The following is an 18,262-nucleotide window of genomic DNA, read 5'->3' on the forward strand; positions in this document are numbered from 1 at the left end:
GGAACACCGCGAAGATCGCGGCCCGCGTCGCGCGCTCCCGCAGCGAGCGCCGACCGGGCGCGCTCGCCACGCCGGACCCGGAGCTGTCGTCGGCGCCGGCAGGGTCCCTCCCGGCAAGGGACGCCCCGCCAGCGGGCGCCCCTGCGGCGCCCACCCCGGCAGGTTCGCCTGCCTGCTCCGTCCACACCCGGGCCGCCTCGATGATCTGGTCATACTCAACGCCGGACGGGCACGCGGTCATGCAGGCCATGCAGCCCAGGCACCGGTCGAAGTGCTCGGCGGTCGCGGCGGTCAGCGGAGCCCCGTCCAGGAGCTGGCTCACGAGGTGGATGCGACCGCGCGGGGAGTCCATCTCCTCGCCCCACAGCTGGTAGGTCGGGCAGGCCGGCAGGCAGAAACCGCAGTGCACGCAGTCCTTCACCGCCGAACGGACCGCGTCCGCCCGCGCGTCCGCCTCCTCCAAGCCGATGGTGCCGTCGCTCATCGAGGTCATCTAGATCCCTTCGGGGAACCGGCCGGGCGCCATCCGTCGGCCGGGGTCGAACTGGTCCTTGACCGCGCGCATCACGCCGAGCGCCGGCTGGTGTGTGCCAACAGGAGAGGCCGGCTGGTGTGTGCCAACAGGAGAGGGGAGCACGGTTCCCGCCATTCCGCCGTGCGCGGCGAGCGCCGAACGGACCGCGCGCGGTGCGGCGAGCACCACCACGCCGCCCCGCGCCTGCCCGGACGCCCCCCGCAGCACCCCGTGGGACGTTCCGCGCAGCGCGCCGACGAACCCCGCGGCCACGCCGGGTTCCGCGCCGCAGTCCAGGTACAGCACGCCCGCCCCGGCGGAGCCGTACACCAGCGGCGCGGCGCCGGCGTCCCTGGCCGCCGCGTCGATGGCGTCGAGCACCCCGCCCAGCGCCGACACCCAGAACGACACGCGGACGAGCGTCCCGTCGCCGGCCTCGATCGCCCCGGCCCACCAGGACGGCGGCTCGCCGGACACGGAAACCTCCGCTGCCCCGGACCCGGAGCCGCCGGGTCCGACAGCCACGCCCAGCAGGTCAGCCAGCCGCGCGGCCCGCGCGGCCACCCCGTCGGCCGACCCCTCGACGAGCACGCCGACGCTGGCCGGCCCGGCAACCCCGGGGCGGTGCAGCTCCACGGCAGACGCGACGAGCGGGGAGTTGGCCGCCAGCGCCACCACGGCGGCCACGTCGGCCGCAGCAGCGCCGGCAGGGAACGTGACAGTGACGAACGCGCGCGCCGCCGGCAGCGGATGCAGCCGGAACGTCGCCTCGGTGATCAGCCCGAGCGTGCCCGCCGAGCCGGCGAACAGCTTGCCAAGGTCGTACCCGGCGACGTTCTTGACGACCTTCCCGCCGGAGTGGGCCACGGTCCCGTCGGCCCGCACGATCGTGATGCCGATCAGCAGGTCACGCGGCGACCCGTAGCGCAGCCGCCGCGGACCGCACAGCCCCGAGGCCACGACCCCGCCGACCGTCGCGGTCCCGGGGACATCCAGGGCGATCTCCTGCCCCGCGGCGCCGAGCACGCCAAGCACGTGGTTCATAAGGGCGCCGGCCTGCACCTTGGCCACGAGGTCCCCGGCCGCGTGCTCAACGACCGCGTCCATGCGGCGCGTGTCCACGAGCAGGTCGCAGCGGTCCGGCGGGACCCCCCAGCCAAGCCGGCTCCCCGACCCGCGCGGGACCACCGCCAGCTCGTGCTCGGCCGCGGCGCGCAGCAGCGCCGCGGCTTCACCCGTGTCGGCGGGCGACGCCACGTAGCCGGGCACCACGCCGTCGCCGACCGCGTCGGCGGCACCGCCCTCGCGCAGTTCCTGGCAGGCCGCAGCCAGCGCCTTGCCCGCCACCTTCAGGTCGCCGCTCACCGCGGCCCTCCACAGACGGCCGGGACCGTTCGGGATGATGTCATTAGAAAATCTCCGCCTGGCCAGCGGCGACGGCCGGGTGCGGGGCGCGCCGCCGCCCTGGCACCTCGCCGCACAGCCGCGGGGTCGGGAAGACCTTGCCCGGGTTGCACAGGCTGGCCGGATCGAACGCGCACCGCACCAGCTGCATGGTGTCGAGATCCTCGGCGGTGAACATCTTCGGCATGTACCTGGACTTGTCCACGCCGACGCCGTGCTCGCCGGTGATCGACCCGCCGTAGGCGATGCACGTGTCGAGGATCGCGCCCGACAGCTCCTCCGCCGCCTCGGTCTCCGCCGCCGACGAGTCGTCGTAAAGCACCAGCGGGTGCAGGTTCCCGTCCCCGGCGTGGAACACGTTCGCCACCCGGATGCCCGCCTCGGCCGACAGCGCCGAAATCCGCGCGAGCACATCCCCAAGCGCCGTCCGCGGCACCACGCCGTCCTGGACGATGTAGGCGGGGGACAGCCGCCCGACCGCGGCGAACGCGGACTTGCGCCCGGCCCAGATCCCGGCCCGCTGCACCGGGTCGTCGGCCGCGCGGATCTCCGTCGCCCCGGCCGCCTCGCACAGCCCGCGGACCGTAGCCAGCTCCGCCTCCACCTCGGCGGCCGGCCCGTCGAGCTCCACAAGGAGCACCGCCGCGGCGCCCCGCGGGTATCCGCAGCGCACGGCCGCCTCTGCCGCCTCGATGGACAGCGCGTCCATCATCTCGATCGCGGCGGGCACGATCCCCGCGCCGATGATGTCGGAGACCGCGCGCCCGCCCGCCGCGAGCGACTCATACGCCGCGAGCACCAGGTGCACCGCCTGCGGCACCGGCGTGAGCTTGACGACGATCTTGGTGACGACCCCGAGCGTGCCCTCCGACCCGGTGAACGCGCCGAGCAGGTCGTACCCGCTGACCACGCCGGTGCCGTCGCCCAGCCAGGTCAGCTCGCCGGCCGGCGTGACGATCTCCAGCCCCATCACGTGGTTCACGGTGAACCCGTGCTTGAGGCAGTGTGCCCCGCCGGAGTTCTCCGCCACGTTCCCGCCGACCGAGCACACCACCTGGCTGGACGGATCAGGAGCATAGAACAGTCCGAACGGACGCGCCGCTTCTGTCACGGCCAGGTTCGTCACCCCGGGTTCGACGACCGCCCGCCGGGCGACTGGGTCGATCTCGAGGACCTGCCGCATCCGCGACATGACGATCAGCACGCCCTCCGTGTGCGGGACCGCGCCGCCGGACAGCCCGGTGCCGCTGCCGCGGGCCACGAACGGGACCCCGCTGTCGGCGCACTCGCGCACGACGGCCGCGACCTGCTCGGCGGTGCCGGGCAGCACGACGAGCGCCGGGGTCGCGCGGTGCGAGGTCAGCCCGTCGCACTCGTAGGTGCGCAGCTCCAGCGGGTCGGTGATCACGTACGGGGGGCCGCAGATGTCGGTCATCCGCGGGATCAGCGCCGCCGCCAGCGCCAGCGCCGCCTGCGTGCCGCCCATCAGCCGCGCCCCCTTTCCGCTCTTTCGCGTTAGCGCAAACCAGCCGGCCTACGGCATGCGCTCGTACGCCGGGAGCGTGAGGAACTCGGCGAAGGAGTCGGCGAGCGCCACCTCGGTGAACAGCGCGACCGCCTGCCCGTACCGCGCGGCGTCGAAGCTGTCGCCGTACAGTTCGCGGATCTTCACAAGTTCCTCATCGATCATCCGCTCGACCACGTCCTTTGTCACGAGCGGACCGTCGTCGAGGATGACGTCGTTGTGCACCCACTGCCAGATCTGGGAGCGGGAAATCTCCGCGGTGGCCGCGTCTTCCATCAGGTTGAAGATCGCCACCGCGCCGGTGCCGCCCAGCCAGGCGGCGAGGTACTGCAGGGCGACGCTGATGTTGTTCCGCAGGCCTGCCTCGGTGATCCCGCCGGGGGTCTTGCCGATCGCCAGCAGGTCCTCGGCCGACACCGACACCTCCGGCCGCTGCCGCCAGATCTGGTTGGGGCTGGGGCCGAGCTTGGCGTCGAAGATCTCTTTGCAGACGGGCACCAGGTCCGGGTGGGCCACCCAGGAGCCGTCGAAGCCGTCGTTCGACTCGCGGGTCTTGTCGTCGCGCACCTTCGCCAGCGCGATCTCGTTGACCCGCGGGTCGCGGCGGGACGGGATGAACGCGGCCATGCCGCCCATCGCGTGCGCCCCGCGCGCGTGGCAGGTCTTGACGAGCAGCTCGGTGTAGGCGCGCATGAACGGGGCGGTCATCGTGACCGCGTTGCGCTCTGGCAGCACGAAGTCCCGCCCGCGGGCACGGAACTTCTTGATGATGGAGAACTGGTAGTCCCAGCGGCCCGCGTTCAGCCCGCTGCTGTGCTCGCGCAGCTCATACAGGATCTCGTCCATCTCGAACGCCGCCGGGATCGTCTCGACCAGCACGGTGGCGCGGATCGTACCCTGCGGGATCGAAAGAAAATCCTGCGCGATGGCGAACGCGTCGTTCCACAGCCGGGCTTCAAGGTGGGACTCGATCTTCGGCAGGTAGAAGTACGGTCCCTTGCCCTTGTCGAGCTGCCTGCGCGCGCAGGCCGTCATGTACAGCGCGAAGTCGGTGAGGCTGCCGGAGGCCCGCAGCCCGCCGACGAGGATGTGCTTCTCTGGCAGGTGCCAGCCGCGGGGGCGGACCACGATCGTGGCGAGCTCCCCGTCGGGCCGCAGGGCGTACCGCTTGCCGTCGTCGCTGGTGAAGTCGATCCTGCGGTCAAGCGCGTCGGCCAGGTTCAGCTGCCCGCCGATCATGTTCTCCCACAGCGGCGTGTTCGCGTCCTCGAAGTCGGCCAGCCAGACGTTCGCGCCGCTGTTCAGCGCGTTGATCGTCATCTTCTTGTCGGTCGGCCCGGTGATCTCCACCCGGCGGTCGGCCAGGCCGGGCGCCAGCGGCGCGACCCGCCAGGACGGGTCCTCGCGGATCCAGGCCGTGGCCGGGAGGAAGCCGGGCATCGCGCCGACGTTCAGCTCGGCCTGACGGCGGCGCCGCGCCGCGAGCAGCTCCGCCCGGCGTTCGGCTAGCTCGCCGTGCAGCGCAGCCAGCAGCCCCAGCGCCTTCGGGGTCAGGATCTCGTCGTACCGGTCGCCGGCGGGCCCGGTGATCTCCACGCGCTCAGGCATCGTTGGCTCCTCACAGCTGTGGTTGTACATCCTAGGCACCTGACGCTCGCCGGCACGAGGCCGGCAAGCACGTCTGCCGGTTTCCGCCTCCTGGACCCCCAGGTCACCACGCGCCTTTGCCTGCGGGGCGACCATTCCCGGCCGGCCTGGAATTCGGCTGACGCCCGGCAAAAGCGGCGCCGCAAAGCCTTTACCAACCGCGAAGAATTCCGTCCCGCATATTCTCCTCATCACGGAGCGCGAAGCCGTCGCGGCGACGGCGATGACCAGCCAAGAAGCGTCAGGCGTGGCATGCCGCGGAACCTGCCTGGCACCTCGTGCTAGGCTGGTAATTCCCGCTACGGCATAAAAAAATGCCAGTGCTAACTGGCACTCGGGAGCATACCAAAAATATGGTTTTCCGTCAAACGGACGCCGGGCCCGCGGACCCCGTATCCAGCGCCGCGGCCGGCCACCCCGGCGCCGCAGGCACCCCCCGCGCCTCGTCGCTTCAGGACGAGCAGGCGTACGTGACGATGCTGTACGCCCTTCTCGACCGGGCGCGCGAGCGGAGCGAGGCCGCGCTGAACCGCATCCGCGCCCACGGCGGCCCGGGCGGCACCCACCAGGCGCGCCTGGAGCGCGACGTCTCGGCCGCCGAATACGAAAGGCGCCTCACCCAGCTCAACAACACAGAACGCGGCCTGTGCTTCGGCCGCACCGACGACGAGAACCAGGTCACGCTGTACATCGGCCGGATCGGCCTGCGCGACGACGACTACGAGCTGAAGCTGATCGACTGGCGCGCCCCGGCGGCGCGCCCCTTCTACGCCGCGACCCCGGGCAGCCCGGCGGGCCTGATCAGGCGGCGCCACATCTACACGCGCAACAGGCACGTCACCGGCGTCGACGACGAGGTGTTCGATCTCGACCAGCTCACCGACACCGACCGCCGTGGCCTGTCCGGCGAGGCGGCGCTGATCGCCGCGGTCAGCTCCGCCCGCACCGGCCGCATGTCGGACGTGGTGGCGACCATCCAGCGGGAACAGGACCGGGTCATCCGCTCCGACCTCGCCGGCGTCCTCGTCGTCCAGGGCGGCCCCGGCACCGGCAAGACGGTGGCCGCACTGCACCGCGCCGCGTACCTGCTCTACACGCACCGCCGCGCGCTGGAGCGCCGCGGCATCCTGGTCGTCGGCCCGAACGCCACCTTCCTCCGCTACATCAGCCAGGTACTGCCGTCGCTCGGCGAGACGGACGTCGTGCTCAGGACCCTCGGCGAGCTGTTCCCAGGCGTGCAGGCGACCGACACCGCCGACCCCGCCGCGGTCGTCAAGGGCGACGAGCGGATGGCCGAGGTGCTGCGCAAGGCCGTGCGCAACCGCCAGCGCATCCCGAAGACCGACCTCGCCGTCGACGCCGACGGCGTGCCGGTCCCGCTGCCAAGGAACGCGATCCTGCGCGCCCGCGACCGCGCCCGCGCGCTGCGCAAGCCCCACAACGTCGCGCGCAAGCTGTTCGTCACGGAGCTGCTCACCGAGCTCGCCCGCAACGAGGCACGCCTGCTCGACCGTCCGCTGGAGGACGAGGACCTGCCCGACGCCCGCGCCCGACTGTGGGACGAGCCGGGGGTCCGCGCGGCCCTCGACGCGCTGTGGCCGGAGCTGACGCCGCAACAGGTGCTCGCCGGCCTGCTGTCCGAGGAAGGTGCACTGCACGCCGCCGCTTCCTGTTTTTCCTATCCCGAACGATCCGTGCTCTTGCGCCGCGACCGCCCTTCCGCCTGGACGGTGGCGGACGTCCCGCTGCTCGATGAGGCCGCGGAGCTGCTCGGCGCGGACGATTCGGCGCAGCGGGCCGCGCGCCGCGCGGCGCAGCGCGAGCGCCGCCTCGAGGCGAAGTACGCCAGGGAGGTGCTGACGATCACCGGCATCGACGAGCTTGGCATGGTGGACGCGGAGACGCTGGCGGCCTGGAACCGGGACTCCGGCCCGGTCCTGTCCACGGCCGACCGCGCCGCGGCCGACCGCTCCTGGGCCTACGGCCACGTGATCGTCGACGAGGCGCAGGAGCTGTCCGCGATGGCCTGGCGGATGGTGCTGCGCCGCAACCCGGCGCGCTCGCTGACCGTGGTGGGCGACGTCGCGCAGACCGGCTCGCCCGCCGGCGCGCGGTCGTGGCAGGAGATGCTCGACCCGCTGCTGCGCGGCCGCTGGCGCGAGGAGCGGCTGACCGTCAACTACCGCACCCCGGCGGAGATCATGGCCGTCGCGGCGGAGGTGCTCGCCGCCGCCGCACCCGGCGAGCGCCCGCCCGACTCGGTCCGTATCGAAGGCGTCCCGCCCAGCGCCGTCCGCGTCCTTGCCTCAGCCGACTCGGGAGCCCAGCGTACGCCCCTGGCCACCTGCGTCGCGGAAATTGTCCGCGCCGGCCTGGCCGAACTCGCCGCGGCGGCCCCCGACGGCGGACGCCTGGCGGTCATCGTCCCCGACGCCCGGGTCGCGGAGCTCGCGGCGGCCGTCCCCGAGGCGATCCGCGGCGACCGGCCCGAGTCGCTCGACTCGCCGGCGGCGCTGCTGACGGTGTCCCAGGCGAAGGGGCTCGAGTTCGACCAGGTGGTGCTCGCCGACCCGGCCGGCGTCATCGCGCAGTCCCGCAACGGCGGCCGCGACCTCTACGTCGCGATCACCCGGGCCACCCACCGCCTCACGGTCGTCCACGAGGGCGACCTGCCCGCCCCCCTGCGCTCGCTGGAAAGCTAGCGGTCGGCCGGGCGAGGGCACATCCGCGGCCCGCGGGTTGTTATTCAGGTGACGTGATTCCCCGATGATGGCACCATCGGGGAGACGGCGAAAGCTTGGAGAACGATGACGACAGCCTTCGGCGAGCGGACCGAGATGTCCGCCGCGACCGGGGAGCTTGACCTGGAGGACAGGCACGCGCTGCGCCGCGTGGCGGGGCTCTCCACCGAACTCACCGATGTAACCGAAGTCGAGTACCGCGCCCTGCGCCTTGAGCGGGTCGTGCTGATCGGCGTCTGGTCTGACGGCACGCTGACCACCGCGGAGAACTCGATGCGCGAACTGAGCCGGCTCGCGGAGACGGCGGGGTCGGTCGTGCTCGACGCGCTGATCCAGCGGCGCGGTCGCTTGGATCCCGCCACCTACGTCGGGGCCGGCAAGGCCGTCGAGCTGGCCGGGATCGTCGCCGCCACCGACGCCGACACGGTGATCTGCGATGGCGAGCTCAGCCCCAGCCAGCTGCGCCGCCTGGAGAGCGTGGTCAAGGTCAAGGTGATCGACCGGACCGCGCTGATCCTGGACATCTTCGCCCAGCACGCGAAGAGCCGCGAGGGCAAGGCCCAGGTGGAGCTGGCGCAGCTGCAGTACATGCTGCCGAGGCTGCGCGGCTGGGGCGAGTCGCTGTCCCGGCAGGCCGGCGGCCGGGTGGCCGGCGGCGGGGGCATCGGGACCCGCGGTCCCGGCGAGACCAAGATCGAGACCGACCGGCGGCGGATCCGCACGCGGATCTCCAAGCTGCGCGGCGAAATCGCCGAGATGGCCACCGGGCGCCAGGTGCAGCGCGGTCGGCGGCGCCGCAACGCCGTGCCCTCCGTCGTGATCGCCGGGTACACCAACGCGGGGAAGTCGAGCCTGCTCAACGCGCTGACCGGTGCCGGGGTGCTGGTGGAGGACGCCCTGTTCGCGACCCTGGACCCGTCGGTGCGCAAGGCGAAGACGCCGTCCGGGCGGCCGTTCACGCTCACCGACACGGTCGGGTTCGTGCGGCACCTGCCGCACCAGCTCGTGGACGCGTTCCGCTCGACGCTGGAGGAGTCCGCGCAGGCCGACCTGATCCTGCACGTGGTGGACGGCTCGGACGCCGACCCGCAGGCGCAGCTCGCCGCGGTGCGCGGTGTCCTCGCCGAGGTCGGCGCCGGCGAGGTGGCCGAGCTCGTGGTGATCAACAAGATCGACGCCGCGGACCCGGTGATGGTCGAGGCGCTGCAGTTGCGCGAGCGCGGCTCGGTGCCCGTCTCCGCGAAGACAGGGGAGGGCCTGGGCGAGCTGCGCGCCGCGATTGACGAGGCGCTGCCGGTCCGCGACCGCACGGTCCGGGCGAGCGTGCCGTACAGCCGCGGTGACCTGGTGGCCCGTGCGCACGCCGCGGGAGAGGTGACCCGCGCGGAGCACGGCCCAGACGGCACTCTTCTTGAGGCACGCGTCCCGCTGGACCTGGCGGCTGAGCTGGAGCAATACACGCCGTAATCCCGTGTTCACGGATCGTCGGCGTGGCATTGCTGTGGGTTGGCTCAGCATTCGTCCGAGGGTCTTGTATCCAACCGGCTCGGTGCAATACCGTAACGGAACCGATATGTGGGACGCGCGCAACGCGTTGCCAATGACGCGAGCGTGCCGTTCGCAGTACCAGCTAAGCACGGTCAACGCCGACGTCTACACAGCATGGCAGGTGGCCGATCATGGTGGGTGGAACCGACTCGCGTGGTTCCCGGCATGCCGGGACGCGCTCGTGACCGCCCGTTTGCTGACCAACATCGGTCGGCTGTGGACCGGGTCGGAGATCCTGAGCAACGCCGCCATCCTGACGTCTGACGAGCGCATCGCCTGGGTCGGCCCCTCCGCGGAACTGCCGCGCAGCGTCCCTGGCGTCGTCCGCGACATCGTCGACGTCGACCTCGTGGAGAACCTGGGCGGCGGGCTTGTCACCCCGGGCCTGATCGACGCGCACACCCATCCGGTCTACGCGGGCAACCGGTATGCCGAGCTCGCGATGCGCTCCAGCGGCCTGTCCGACGCGGAGATCACGGCCGCGGGCGGCGGGGTGTCCTCCACGGTCACGGTGACCAGGGGAACCGACCCGTGGACCTTGTGCAACAACGTGCGCGAGCGGCTGGCCTCCTGGCTGCAGTCGGGGACCACGACGATCGAGGCCAAGACCGGCTACCACCTGACCAGGGACGGCGAACTCGCCGACGTGCGGATGCTGCGCGCACTCGAGAACGAGCCCGGCATGCCGCGGGTGCACGTGACGTTCCTGGCCGCGCACGCGGTGCCGCCGGAGTTCTTCGGGCGCCGCAGCGACTACATCGACGCGGTGAGCGCGTGGTGCGCGGACGCGGCCGCGGTCGGCGCGGACAGCGTGGACGTCAACTGCGAGGACGGCGGGTTCAGCGAGGACGAGGCCCGCTGGATTCTCAGCGCGGGCCGGCGTTCGGGGCTGCTGCCCCGGGTGCACGCCTGCGGCAATACCCACACGGGCGGGGCGCGGGTCGCCGCCGAGATGGGCTGCGCCTCGGCCGACCTGCTGAACGCGGCCACCGATGATGACGTCGCCGCGCTCGGCAGGGGCGGGGTCGCCGCGGTGATCTGCCCCGGCTCGGCCATGCAGCGCGCTGCCCGGCCCCCGGTGCGGTCGCTGCTCGACAAGGGCGTCGCGGTCGCGCTCGGTTCCGATCACACGCCAGGCGGCGTCGGGATCACCTCGATGCCGCTCGTGATCGCGCTGGCCGTGTCCTACCTGGGCATGAGCGTCACCGAGGCGCTGCGGGCGGCCACCCTCGGCGGCGCGCACGCGCTGCGCGCGCCCGACCGGGGCGCGATGGTCCGCGGCAGGCTCGCCGACATCGTGCTGTGGGACGCCGACCACGAGGGCGCGTTCGCCTGGAGCTACGGCCTGCAGCCCCGCCGCGTCTGGCGCGGCGGCGAGCCGGTCAGCTCCTGACCCCGACGGCCTCGCGGGTCAGCGAGATCGTCCCGGTTCGCGCGTATGCTTGCGGCCATGGCTACGCAGGCGCCCGTCACGCTGGTCGTCGGCGAAGAGGAATTCCTGATCGACCGGGCGGTGCGGGAGCTGGTCGCGGCCGCCCGCGCCGCCTTCGCGGGCAGCGGTGACGACGGGGCAGACGTCCACGACGTGGCGGCCAGCGCGCTCGCGCCGGGGGAGCTGACGCAGCTGACGTCGCCGTCGCTTTTCGGCGGCGGATGCGCGGTGGTCGTCCGCGGTGCGCAGGACGCGGCCAAGGAGGTCTCCGCTGAGCTTGCCCGATACGCTGCCGCGCCCGCACCTGACGTCGTGCTCGTCGTCACGCACTCCGGGGGCGTCAAGGGCAAGGCGCTGGTCACCGACCTGACGAAGGCTGGAGCACGGGTGCTCGAGTGCCCCAAGCTCACGCGCGCCGCGGAGCGGACCGACTTCGTGCGGACCGAGTTCAGGCGGGCCGGCCGGACCGCCGACGAAGGCGCGGTGCGCGCGCTGCTCGACGCGATCGGCTCTGACCTGCGGGAGCTGGCGTCGGCAGCGGACCAGCTGGCGTCGGACAGCGACGGGCGGATAACCGAGGCCGTCGTGGCGCGGTATTACCGGGGCCGCGCCGAGGCCACCGGCTTCAGCGTCGCCGACCACGCGGTCGAGGGGCGGCTCAGCGAGGCGCTCGAACAGCTGCGCTGGGCGCTCGCGACCGGCGTGTCCCCTGTCCTCATCAACAGCGCGCTCGCCCAGGGGGTGCGGCTGCTCGGCCGGGTCGGGGCGGCGCGGGGGACGAGCACCGCCACGCTCGCCGCCGAGGTGGGCGCGCCGCCCTGGAAGATCGACCGGGTGCGGCAGCAGCTTCGCGGCTGGCAGCCGGACGGCGTGGCACCCGCCCTGCAGGCAGTCGCGGAGGCGGATGCCCAGGTCAAGGGGGAGGGGACCAGCCCCGCCTACGCCCTGGAGCGGGCGGTCAGGCGGATCGTCGCCTACCGCGCCGTACGCTGACCGCTGCGGGTGTGAGCCGCACCCGCCCGCGCGATGACCTCAGGCCCGCTCGAGCTCGGCGAGGCGCTTGGCGATCGCGGACTTGCGGTTCGCGGCCTGGTTCTTGTGGATGACGCCCTTGCTCACGGCCTTGTCGAGCTGACGTGAGGCGACGCGGAGCGCGAGGGTAGCCTGCTCCACGTTGCCCGCGTCGGCGGCCTCGCGGAACTTGCGCACGTGCGTGCGCAGCGCCGACTTGATCGCCTTGTTGCGCATGCGCGCCTTCTCGTTCTGCTTGTTGCGCTTGATCTGCGACTTGATGTTCGCCACGCGTGTAAGTCCTTCGTTGGTTAAGTCAGCTTGGCCGCCCAGGGAACGGTCTGCTCGCGCAGCAGCGGCAGCATGAGGGCGCGAAGACGAAGAATAGCCGAGTTGGCACTGCTTCCTCAAACCGAACGGCCAGTTGTTCCCGCTCGCTCGGTCAGGTCGCGACCCAGGCGGCGCCGCCCACTGGCGGTGTGGCCCCCAACGCCAAGCCTATTAACGCCAAGCCTATTGGCGCTGGGGGCCCCCTGCGCCAACCCCGGTACTGCGGGTGGCGTCACGGCAGGACCACGCGACGGCGGGGCCTCAGCAACAGCGGAGCACCAGGGCAGCGGGAGTGCCACGATAACCTGATCAAGGGAAGACCGGGATCACCCGGAACCCAGGAACGGCCCGCGAGACACCGAGATGATTGGCAGCGACGCCGGGGCCCTGGGGAATCTCTCGCGCACTCGAACGTCATGGAATGGTGGCAATGAGCGACCCGGCTCCGCCGGTACCGGTGCCTGCCCGTACGGACCAGGCCGTGATCCGAAACTTCTGCATCATCGCGCACATCAATCATGGCAAGTCGACGCTGGCCGACCGCATGCTGCAGCTGACCGGCGTGGTGGACGCGCGGCAAATGCGCGCCCAGTACCTGGACCGGATGGACATCGAGCGCGAGCGTGGCATCACGATCAAGAGCCAGGCCGTCCGCCTGCCCTGGCGGCAGGGCGGCAGCCACTACGTGCTGAACCTGATCGACACGCCTGGCCACGTGGACTTCAGCTACGAGGTCTCCAGGTCGCTGGCCGCCTGCGAGGGCGCGGTCCTCCTCGTCGACGCCGCCCAGGGCATCGAGGCGCAGACGCTCGCCAACCTGTACATGGCGCTGGAAGCCGACCTCAAGATCATCCCGGTGCTGAACAAGATCGACCTGCCCGCGGCGCAGCCCGATCGCTACGCGCAGGAGATCGCGTCGATCGTCGGCATCGACCCGGACGAGGTGCTCCGCGTCTCGGCGAAGACCGGCGCGGGCGTGAAAGAGCTGCTCGACGTCATCGTCGACCAGGTTCCGCCCCCGGTCGGCGACCCGGAGGCCCCCGCCCGCGCGCTGATCTTCGACTCGGTGTACGACACCTACCGGGGCGTCGTCACCTACGTTCGCGTGGTCGACGGGCGCCTGACCAGGAGAGAACGCATCCTGATGATGTCCACCGGCGCCGTGCACGAGACGCTGGAGATCGGGGTCATCTCGCCCGAGCCGACCCCGGCCGACGGGCTCGGCGTCGGCGAGGTCGGCTACATCATCTCCGGCGTGAAGGACGTCCGCCAGGCCCGGGTCGGCGACACCGTGACAAGCTCGGGCAAGCCCGCCAGGGAGCCGCTCGCCGGCTACAAGCACCCCAAGCCCATGGTGTTCTCCGGCCTGTACCCGGTCGACGGCGACGAGTACCCGGAACTGCGCGATGCCCTGGACAAGCTGCGGCTCAACGACGCGGCGCTGTTTTACGAGCCGGAGACGAGCACCGCCCTTGGTTTCGGGTTCCGCTGCGGGTTCCTCGGCCTGCTGCACATGGAGATCGTCCGCGAGCGGCTCGAGCGCGAGTTCGGCCTGAGCCTCATCTCGACCGCGCCGAACGTCATCTACCGCGTCGTCATGGAAAGCGGCCGCGAGATCCGGGTGACCAATCCCAGCGACTTCCCCGGCGGCATCGACGGCTACGCCGCCGCCGGAGGCAGCCCGAAGGGCAACACGGGCGGCAAGATCGAGTCGGTTTACGAGCCGGTGGTCAGGGCCACGATCATCTCCCCGAGTGAGTACATCGGCACGATCATGGACCTGTGCCAGGGCCGCCGCGGCGCGCTGATCGGCATGGACTACCTGTCGACCGACCGGGTGGAGATCCGCTACACGATGCCGCTGGGCGAAATCATCTTCGACTTCTTCGACCAGCTCAAGTCCCGCACCCGCGGCTACGCGAGCCTGGACTACGAGCCGGCGGGCGAGCAGGAGGCCAACCTGGTGAAGGTGGACATCCTGCTGCAGGGGCAGCCGGTTGACGCGTTCAGCCAGATCGTGCACGCCGACAACGCCCGCGAGTACGGGCTGACGATGACCGCCAAGCTCAAGGAGCTGATCCCGCGGCAGCAGTTCGAGGTGCCGATCCAGGCGGCCGTGGGATCGCGGATCATCGCGCGGGAGAACATCCGCGCGCTGCGCAAGGACGTGCTCGCCAAATGCTACGGCGGTGACATCACCCGCAAGCGCAAGCTGCTGGAGAAGCAGAAGGCGGGCAAGGAACGGATGAAGCGGGTCGGCAAGGTCGAGCTGCCGCAGGAAGCCTTCATGGCTGTGCTTCGCCTCGAATCGTGAAGACGTACCTCGCGACCACGAACCCCGGCAAGCGACGCGAGCTCAAGGCGCTCTTCGCCAAGTCGGCGGTGCAGATCGTGACGCCGCGCAAGATCGTCGAGCTCGAGGTCGTGGAGAGCGCAACGACCTATGCCGGCAACGCGCTGCTCAAAGCCGAGGCGCTCGCTGCGGCTCTGCGCGAGCGCCACGTCGCCGCCGCCGTGCTCGCCGACGATAGCGGTCTGGAAGTCGTGGCTCTCGACGGTCGGCCGGGCATCTACTCGGCACGCTACGGAGGCCCCGAGATGGACTGGCCGGAGCGCCGAGCCGCGCTGCTGCACGAGCTGCGCGGCGTGCCGCCGTATCGCCGCGCAGCGCGCTTCGTCTGCGCGCTGGCCCTCGTCGAGCCGCACGGCAAGCCGATCGTCGCGACCGGCGAGGTTCAAGGCTACGTTTTGGAAGCCGAGCGAGGCACCGGCGGCTTCGGCTACGACGCCGTCTTCCTGTATCCGCGACTCGGCCGAAGCTTCGCGGCACTCAGCGAGAAGGAGAAGAACGCCGTCAGCCACCGGTACAACGCCGCGCAGGCGTTGCTGACGATCTTACGCGAGCGCGGCGCGCAAGCGGGACTGCTCTGATCGCGCGGTGGGCGAGTTCCGAGTCGAGCCCGGCTCTTCCGGCGACGTGCGCGCGATCCAGCGCCGGCGCCGGGTGGACGACGTCGCCTTACGGCTTTCGCTCGAATCGGCGGAGCGCGCTAACGCATGGGTGGTGCGCGACGCCGGCGAGATCGTCGGCATCGCCGTAGCTCACGACTCCGAAGAGGAACGTTACGTCGGCGATCTCTTCGTCGAGCCGTCCTACCGCGCTCATGGACTCGGTGCGTCGCTGCTCGAGGCAGCTTTCGCCGGCGGCGAACTCTTTCGTACGATGCTCGTCGACCCGGCAGATGCTCGGGCGCTCGCGCTCGCACTGCGCTTTCGCACGACGCCGCGGGAGCTGGTTTTGCGCTTCGCGGGTGCGCTGCCGAAGGAAGAAGAGCTGGCGAGAATGGCCGCCGGCGACTATCGCTTCGAAGTCGCCCTCATCGACGCATCGGCGCACGGCTTTGCGCTTCAAGAGCTCGACCGGCGCGCGCGAGGCCTCGCGCGTCCGGCCGATCATGCGGCGTTTGCGCGGTCCGCGACCGGGCAGGCGTTCTTTTTGAACGGCGAGTGCGTCGCCTACGCGTACGTTTGGCCCGACGGCAGGCTTGGCCCGCTCGCATGCGCGTCGGAGGCCTATCTCGTTCAGATTTTCGCCTACGCGCTGGTTACGCTGCAACGTTCGTTTCGGGCATCGTGGTGCACCATGCTGATCCCCGGGTCAAACCGCCGCATTGCGCGCTCGGCATTACGCGCCGGGCTGACGATCGAGGAGACGTCCGTTCTCGCGACCGATTCGCGCAGCGCCGATCTGTCGACGTACGTCGGCTATCACCGATTGCTGTTGTAGGAGAACTTTGCACGTGCCGAGGAACTGTGGCACAATCCAAGTGGCCGTTGGCGATCGGGGCGTAGCTCAGCCAGATAGAGCGTTCGGTTTGGGTCCGAAAGGCCGGAGGTTTGAATCCTCTCGCCCCGACCACTTCGCGCGTGGCATCACACCATGGTAATGCGCCCGTGGTCTAACGGGATAAGGCACGAGTCTTCTAAACTCGAAGATGGGGGTTCGAGTCCCTCCGGGCGCGTGGTACAATGCCCTCTCATGGTGACTGTAGCTCAGTTGGTTAGAGCGCTTGACTGTGGCTCAAGAGGTCGCGGGTTCGACCCCCGTCAGTCACCCCAGCGCCGCCGGAGGACCTGGATGGAGTGATTTCGTAACGCAACGGCGTGAGCGTCCGCACGAGCGCCTTTAGCTCAGTCGGTAGAGCAGCGGCCTTTTAAGCCGTTGGTCCCGGGTTCGAGTCCCGGAGGGCGCATAGCGAGCACCGCTAGCTCAATTGGTAGAGCAGGTGACTCTTAATCACTTGGTTGGGGGTTCAAGTCCCTCGCGGTGCAAGTTTACGTCCCCGGAGGAGTGGCCCGCGCGTTCAAGTGCGCGCACCGCGCGCGGGCCCTCCGCGCGCGGCAAGGCAGACGCGCGAACGAACGGATCTGCTACGACGTGGCCCTCGCCGAAAATGCTGCGTAACGTTGTATTTTCACCTCAGGGGAAAATCGTAATCGTTATTGCGTTTGAGCGAAGATTTAGGCGCCTATTGTAAGCTATAGGCTGCCCCTTAATCACCTGGACTGAGTAGACTCCCGGCCACTGAAATTTGTACAACAGATCGAGCCTAAATCTACCGTAAACCGATGTCCCCTCTGGGATCGGCCAGCCATCCTTAGGCTTAGAACCTGCCGTAAGGCCATAAGGACTATCCGGGTTAGCAGAGACAACATTTCCCGTGATGCGATTCACGATCCTGAAGGCGTAGGCTGCGGAGTTCACCGAACCAAAGATTCCCGCCTGATATCGGCCGGAAACGTTTCTCAACTCTACGGTAACGATCATGGGCCGACCCAAGTAGAAAGGCTGCGCGTCGGACGTAAGCGCAAGGGCGAAGCCATCTACTGCGGGACCGGTAGGCCCTGCGTTAGAGAAGCCAGCGTAGTGCTCGGGTGACGCGCTGCTCGCATAGAAAGGAATGCCTGCGACGACGATGAGTATTAACGGGAGCGAGGCTTTACGCATGAAATGCTTCTCTTCGTGGGTACAAGAGGTCTTGCAAGACGGGACGTTCTTGAAAGAATCTTACGCCTGGTGGCCGGCCTCATTCAATATAGCCATGGAAACCCGACCATCACCGATCGGATGGGCTTGGAACGCTCGGCCTGCGAATGCTACGCAGTCATGCGCAGCGAGTTCGAAGATCTCTTCGCGGCGAGACCGGCCAGCGCATAGCGCGGCCGCGCTCAGCGCTTATGCTTGGGCACCGCCGACTTTAGGCTGGTGCTCGTGCTCAAGCTGGTGCTGATGCTCGTGCTGGTACTCACGCTGAATTTGTGCTGCACCGGGGCGGGCGCGGCTGCTGCGGGTGAATCCGCGGCGCACATTGCTTCACCGACGTGAACCTGACACATCTGTTGGGTCAGCCGGTCGATGCGCCAAAGCACGCCGTTATTCTCGAGGTACTGGTAGCGAAAGAAAAGCTGGAAAATCAAGGCGATCAGCCCCAAGACCAGGACGAACACCGAAATCGCCCCCACCGCCGCGAGCGCGGGCTGAGCCCATGCGGGCACGGCTCTGGCCCGGGCTCGCACCGAGTCGAACCGTGAAACCGGCTTCAAACCGAGAGCATCCTCCGAATAGCTGGGTCTCATCAGAACTCTTTGGGCCGTACGAACGCTACCGCTCGTGAAATTCCGAGTGTACGTTATCGTACGGTACTAGCCGGGCGGGCGGCCTCCTTCTCGAAGGCGCGGCGTAACTCCCCGGGGTGGAGGAAATGCATCGGGCACGTTCATATGTAACTGGGTCGCCGGGCAAGTGGCGGAACTGGCAGACGCGCTGGATTTAGGATCCAGTGGGGCGACCCGTCAGAGTTCGAGTCTCTGCTTGCCCAGCTCCGTCACAATTACAAAAGAATTTCTTAAGCGAGCTATTGGAGTGCTTCGACCGTCCGGTTCTTGCAACGTCTGACCTGACTCTTCACCGAAACTCCGCCTTCGAGCGGCACAACACGCGGAAGTAGCTCAGTGGTAGAGCATCGCCTTGCCAAGGCGAGGGTCGCGAGTTCGAATCTCGTCTTCCGCTAATCTCCATGACCGCATCGACACTGACGCAACTCGCCCCG

General features: G+C 69.8%; 13 protein-coding genes and 7 tRNA genes. 14 read left to right on the forward strand and 6 right to left on the reverse strand.

Annotated elements, in window-relative coordinates:
* From Q1N79_RS14420 to aceB, 4 genes are all read right to left on the reverse strand, one after another.
* Positions 1–484, reverse strand: a 484-nt coding sequence (locus Q1N79_RS14420) for a 4Fe-4S dicluster domain-containing protein (protein ID WP_300609316.1), incomplete at its 3' end; no start/stop codon positions are given.
* Positions 485–493: 9 nt separating this feature from the next.
* Positions 494–1,879, reverse strand: coding sequence for an FAD-binding oxidoreductase (locus Q1N79_RS14425; RefSeq protein WP_300609318.1), 1,386 nt, complete (start codon positions 1,877–1,879; stop codon positions 494–496).
* A 43-nt stretch (positions 1,880–1,922) separates the two neighbouring features.
* Positions 1,923–3,404, reverse strand: coding sequence for an FAD-linked oxidase C-terminal domain-containing protein (locus tag Q1N79_RS14430; protein WP_300609320.1), 1,482 nt, complete (start codon positions 3,402–3,404; stop codon positions 1,923–1,925).
* A 48-nt stretch (positions 3,405–3,452) separates the two neighbouring features.
* Positions 3,453–5,051 (reverse strand): malate synthase A, encoded by a 1,599-nt coding sequence (gene aceB, locus Q1N79_RS14435; RefSeq protein WP_300609322.1) that lies wholly within the window; start codon positions 5,049–5,051, stop codon positions 3,453–3,455.
* A gap of 515 nt (positions 5,052–5,566) precedes the next feature.
* Between aceB and Q1N79_RS14440 the strand changes: the two genes are divergently transcribed.
* From Q1N79_RS14440 to holA, 4 genes are all read left to right on the forward strand, one after another.
* Complete coding sequence (locus Q1N79_RS14440; protein WP_300609340.1) at positions 5,567–7,792, forward strand: ATP-binding domain-containing protein; 2,226 nt, start codon at positions 5,567–5,569, stop codon at positions 7,790–7,792.
* Positions 7,793–7,897: 105 nt separating this feature from the next.
* The gene (gene hflX / locus Q1N79_RS14445) at positions 7,898–9,298 is read left to right on the forward strand and encodes a GTPase HflX (protein ID WP_300609324.1); all 1,401 of its coding nucleotides are present in this window, start codon (positions 7,898–7,900) and stop codon (positions 9,296–9,298) included.
* Between the two features lie 262 nt (positions 9,299–9,560).
* Positions 9,561–10,772: an imidazolonepropionase gene (gene hutI, locus Q1N79_RS14450; RefSeq protein WP_300609326.1), complete on the forward strand. Its 1,212-nt coding sequence runs from the start codon at positions 9,561–9,563 to the stop codon at positions 10,770–10,772.
* Between the two features lie 57 nt (positions 10,773–10,829).
* Positions 10,830–11,804 (forward strand): DNA polymerase III subunit delta, encoded by a 975-nt coding sequence (holA, locus tag Q1N79_RS14455; protein WP_300609328.1) that lies wholly within the window; start codon positions 10,830–10,832, stop codon positions 11,802–11,804.
* Positions 11,805–11,843: 39 nt separating this feature from the next.
* Here holA and rpsT read toward each other — a convergent pair whose 3' ends face one another.
* Entirely contained in the window at positions 11,844–12,113 is a 270-nt protein-coding gene (gene rpsT / locus Q1N79_RS14460; protein ID WP_300609330.1) for a 30S ribosomal protein S20, read from the reverse strand.
* 469 nt (positions 12,114–12,582) lie between these two features.
* On the opposite strand from rpsT, the gene lepA reads away from it, so the two are divergent.
* The 8 genes from lepA to Q1N79_RS14500 all read left to right on the forward strand — a co-directional run bounded on the left by lepA (position 12,583) and on the right by Q1N79_RS14500 (position 16,484).
* Positions 12,583–14,466 carry a translation elongation factor 4 gene (lepA, locus tag Q1N79_RS14465; protein ID WP_300609332.1) on the forward strand — a complete coding sequence of 628 codons (1,884 nt, stop codon included), beginning with the start codon at positions 12,583–12,585 and terminating at the stop codon, positions 14,464–14,466.
* Positions 14,463–15,083: an RdgB/HAM1 family non-canonical purine NTP pyrophosphatase gene (gene rdgB, locus Q1N79_RS14470; protein WP_300609334.1), complete on the forward strand. Its 621-nt coding sequence runs from the start codon at positions 14,463–14,465 to the stop codon at positions 15,081–15,083. The genes lepA and rdgB overlap by 4 nt, the downstream gene beginning before the upstream one ends.
* Before the next feature lie 7 nt (positions 15,084–15,090).
* The gene (locus Q1N79_RS14475) at positions 15,091–15,939 is read left to right on the forward strand and encodes a GNAT family N-acetyltransferase (RefSeq protein ID WP_300609336.1); all 849 of its coding nucleotides are present in this window, start codon (positions 15,091–15,093) and stop codon (positions 15,937–15,939) included.
* Positions 15,940–15,994: 55 nt separating this feature from the next.
* A tRNA-Pro gene (locus tag Q1N79_RS14480) sits at positions 15,995–16,071 on the forward strand.
* A 29-nt stretch (positions 16,072–16,100) separates the two neighbouring features.
* Positions 16,101–16,174, forward strand: a tRNA-Arg gene (locus Q1N79_RS14485).
* Positions 16,175–16,194: 20 nt separating this feature from the next.
* Positions 16,195–16,271: transfer RNA gene (locus Q1N79_RS14490), tRNA-His, on the forward strand.
* 61 nt (positions 16,272–16,332) lie between these two features.
* A tRNA-Lys gene (locus tag Q1N79_RS14495) sits at positions 16,333–16,405 on the forward strand.
* Between the two features lie 6 nt (positions 16,406–16,411).
* Positions 16,412–16,484, forward strand: a tRNA-Lys gene (locus Q1N79_RS14500).
* An 897-nt stretch (positions 16,485–17,381) separates the two neighbouring features.
* Here Q1N79_RS14500 and Q1N79_RS14505 read toward each other — a convergent pair.
* Entirely contained in the window at positions 17,382–17,789 is a 408-nt protein-coding gene (locus tag Q1N79_RS14505) for a hypothetical protein (protein WP_300609338.1), read from the reverse strand.
* 160 nt (positions 17,790–17,949) lie between these two features.
* Here Q1N79_RS14505 and Q1N79_RS14510 point away from each other — a divergent pair.
* Together Q1N79_RS14510 and Q1N79_RS14515 are read left to right on the forward strand one after the other, a co-directional pair.
* Positions 17,950–18,031 (forward strand) — tRNA-Leu (locus Q1N79_RS14510).
* A gap of 119 nt (positions 18,032–18,150) precedes the next feature.
* Positions 18,151–18,222 (forward strand) — tRNA-Gly (locus Q1N79_RS14515).
* Positions 18,223–18,262: the final 40 nt, after the last annotated feature.

Origin of the sequence: Trebonia sp., assembly GCF_030042015.1 — a bacterium.
In the GTDB taxonomy this organism is placed as follows: Bacteria; Actinomycetota; Actinomycetes; order Streptosporangiales; family Streptosporangiaceae; genus Trebonia.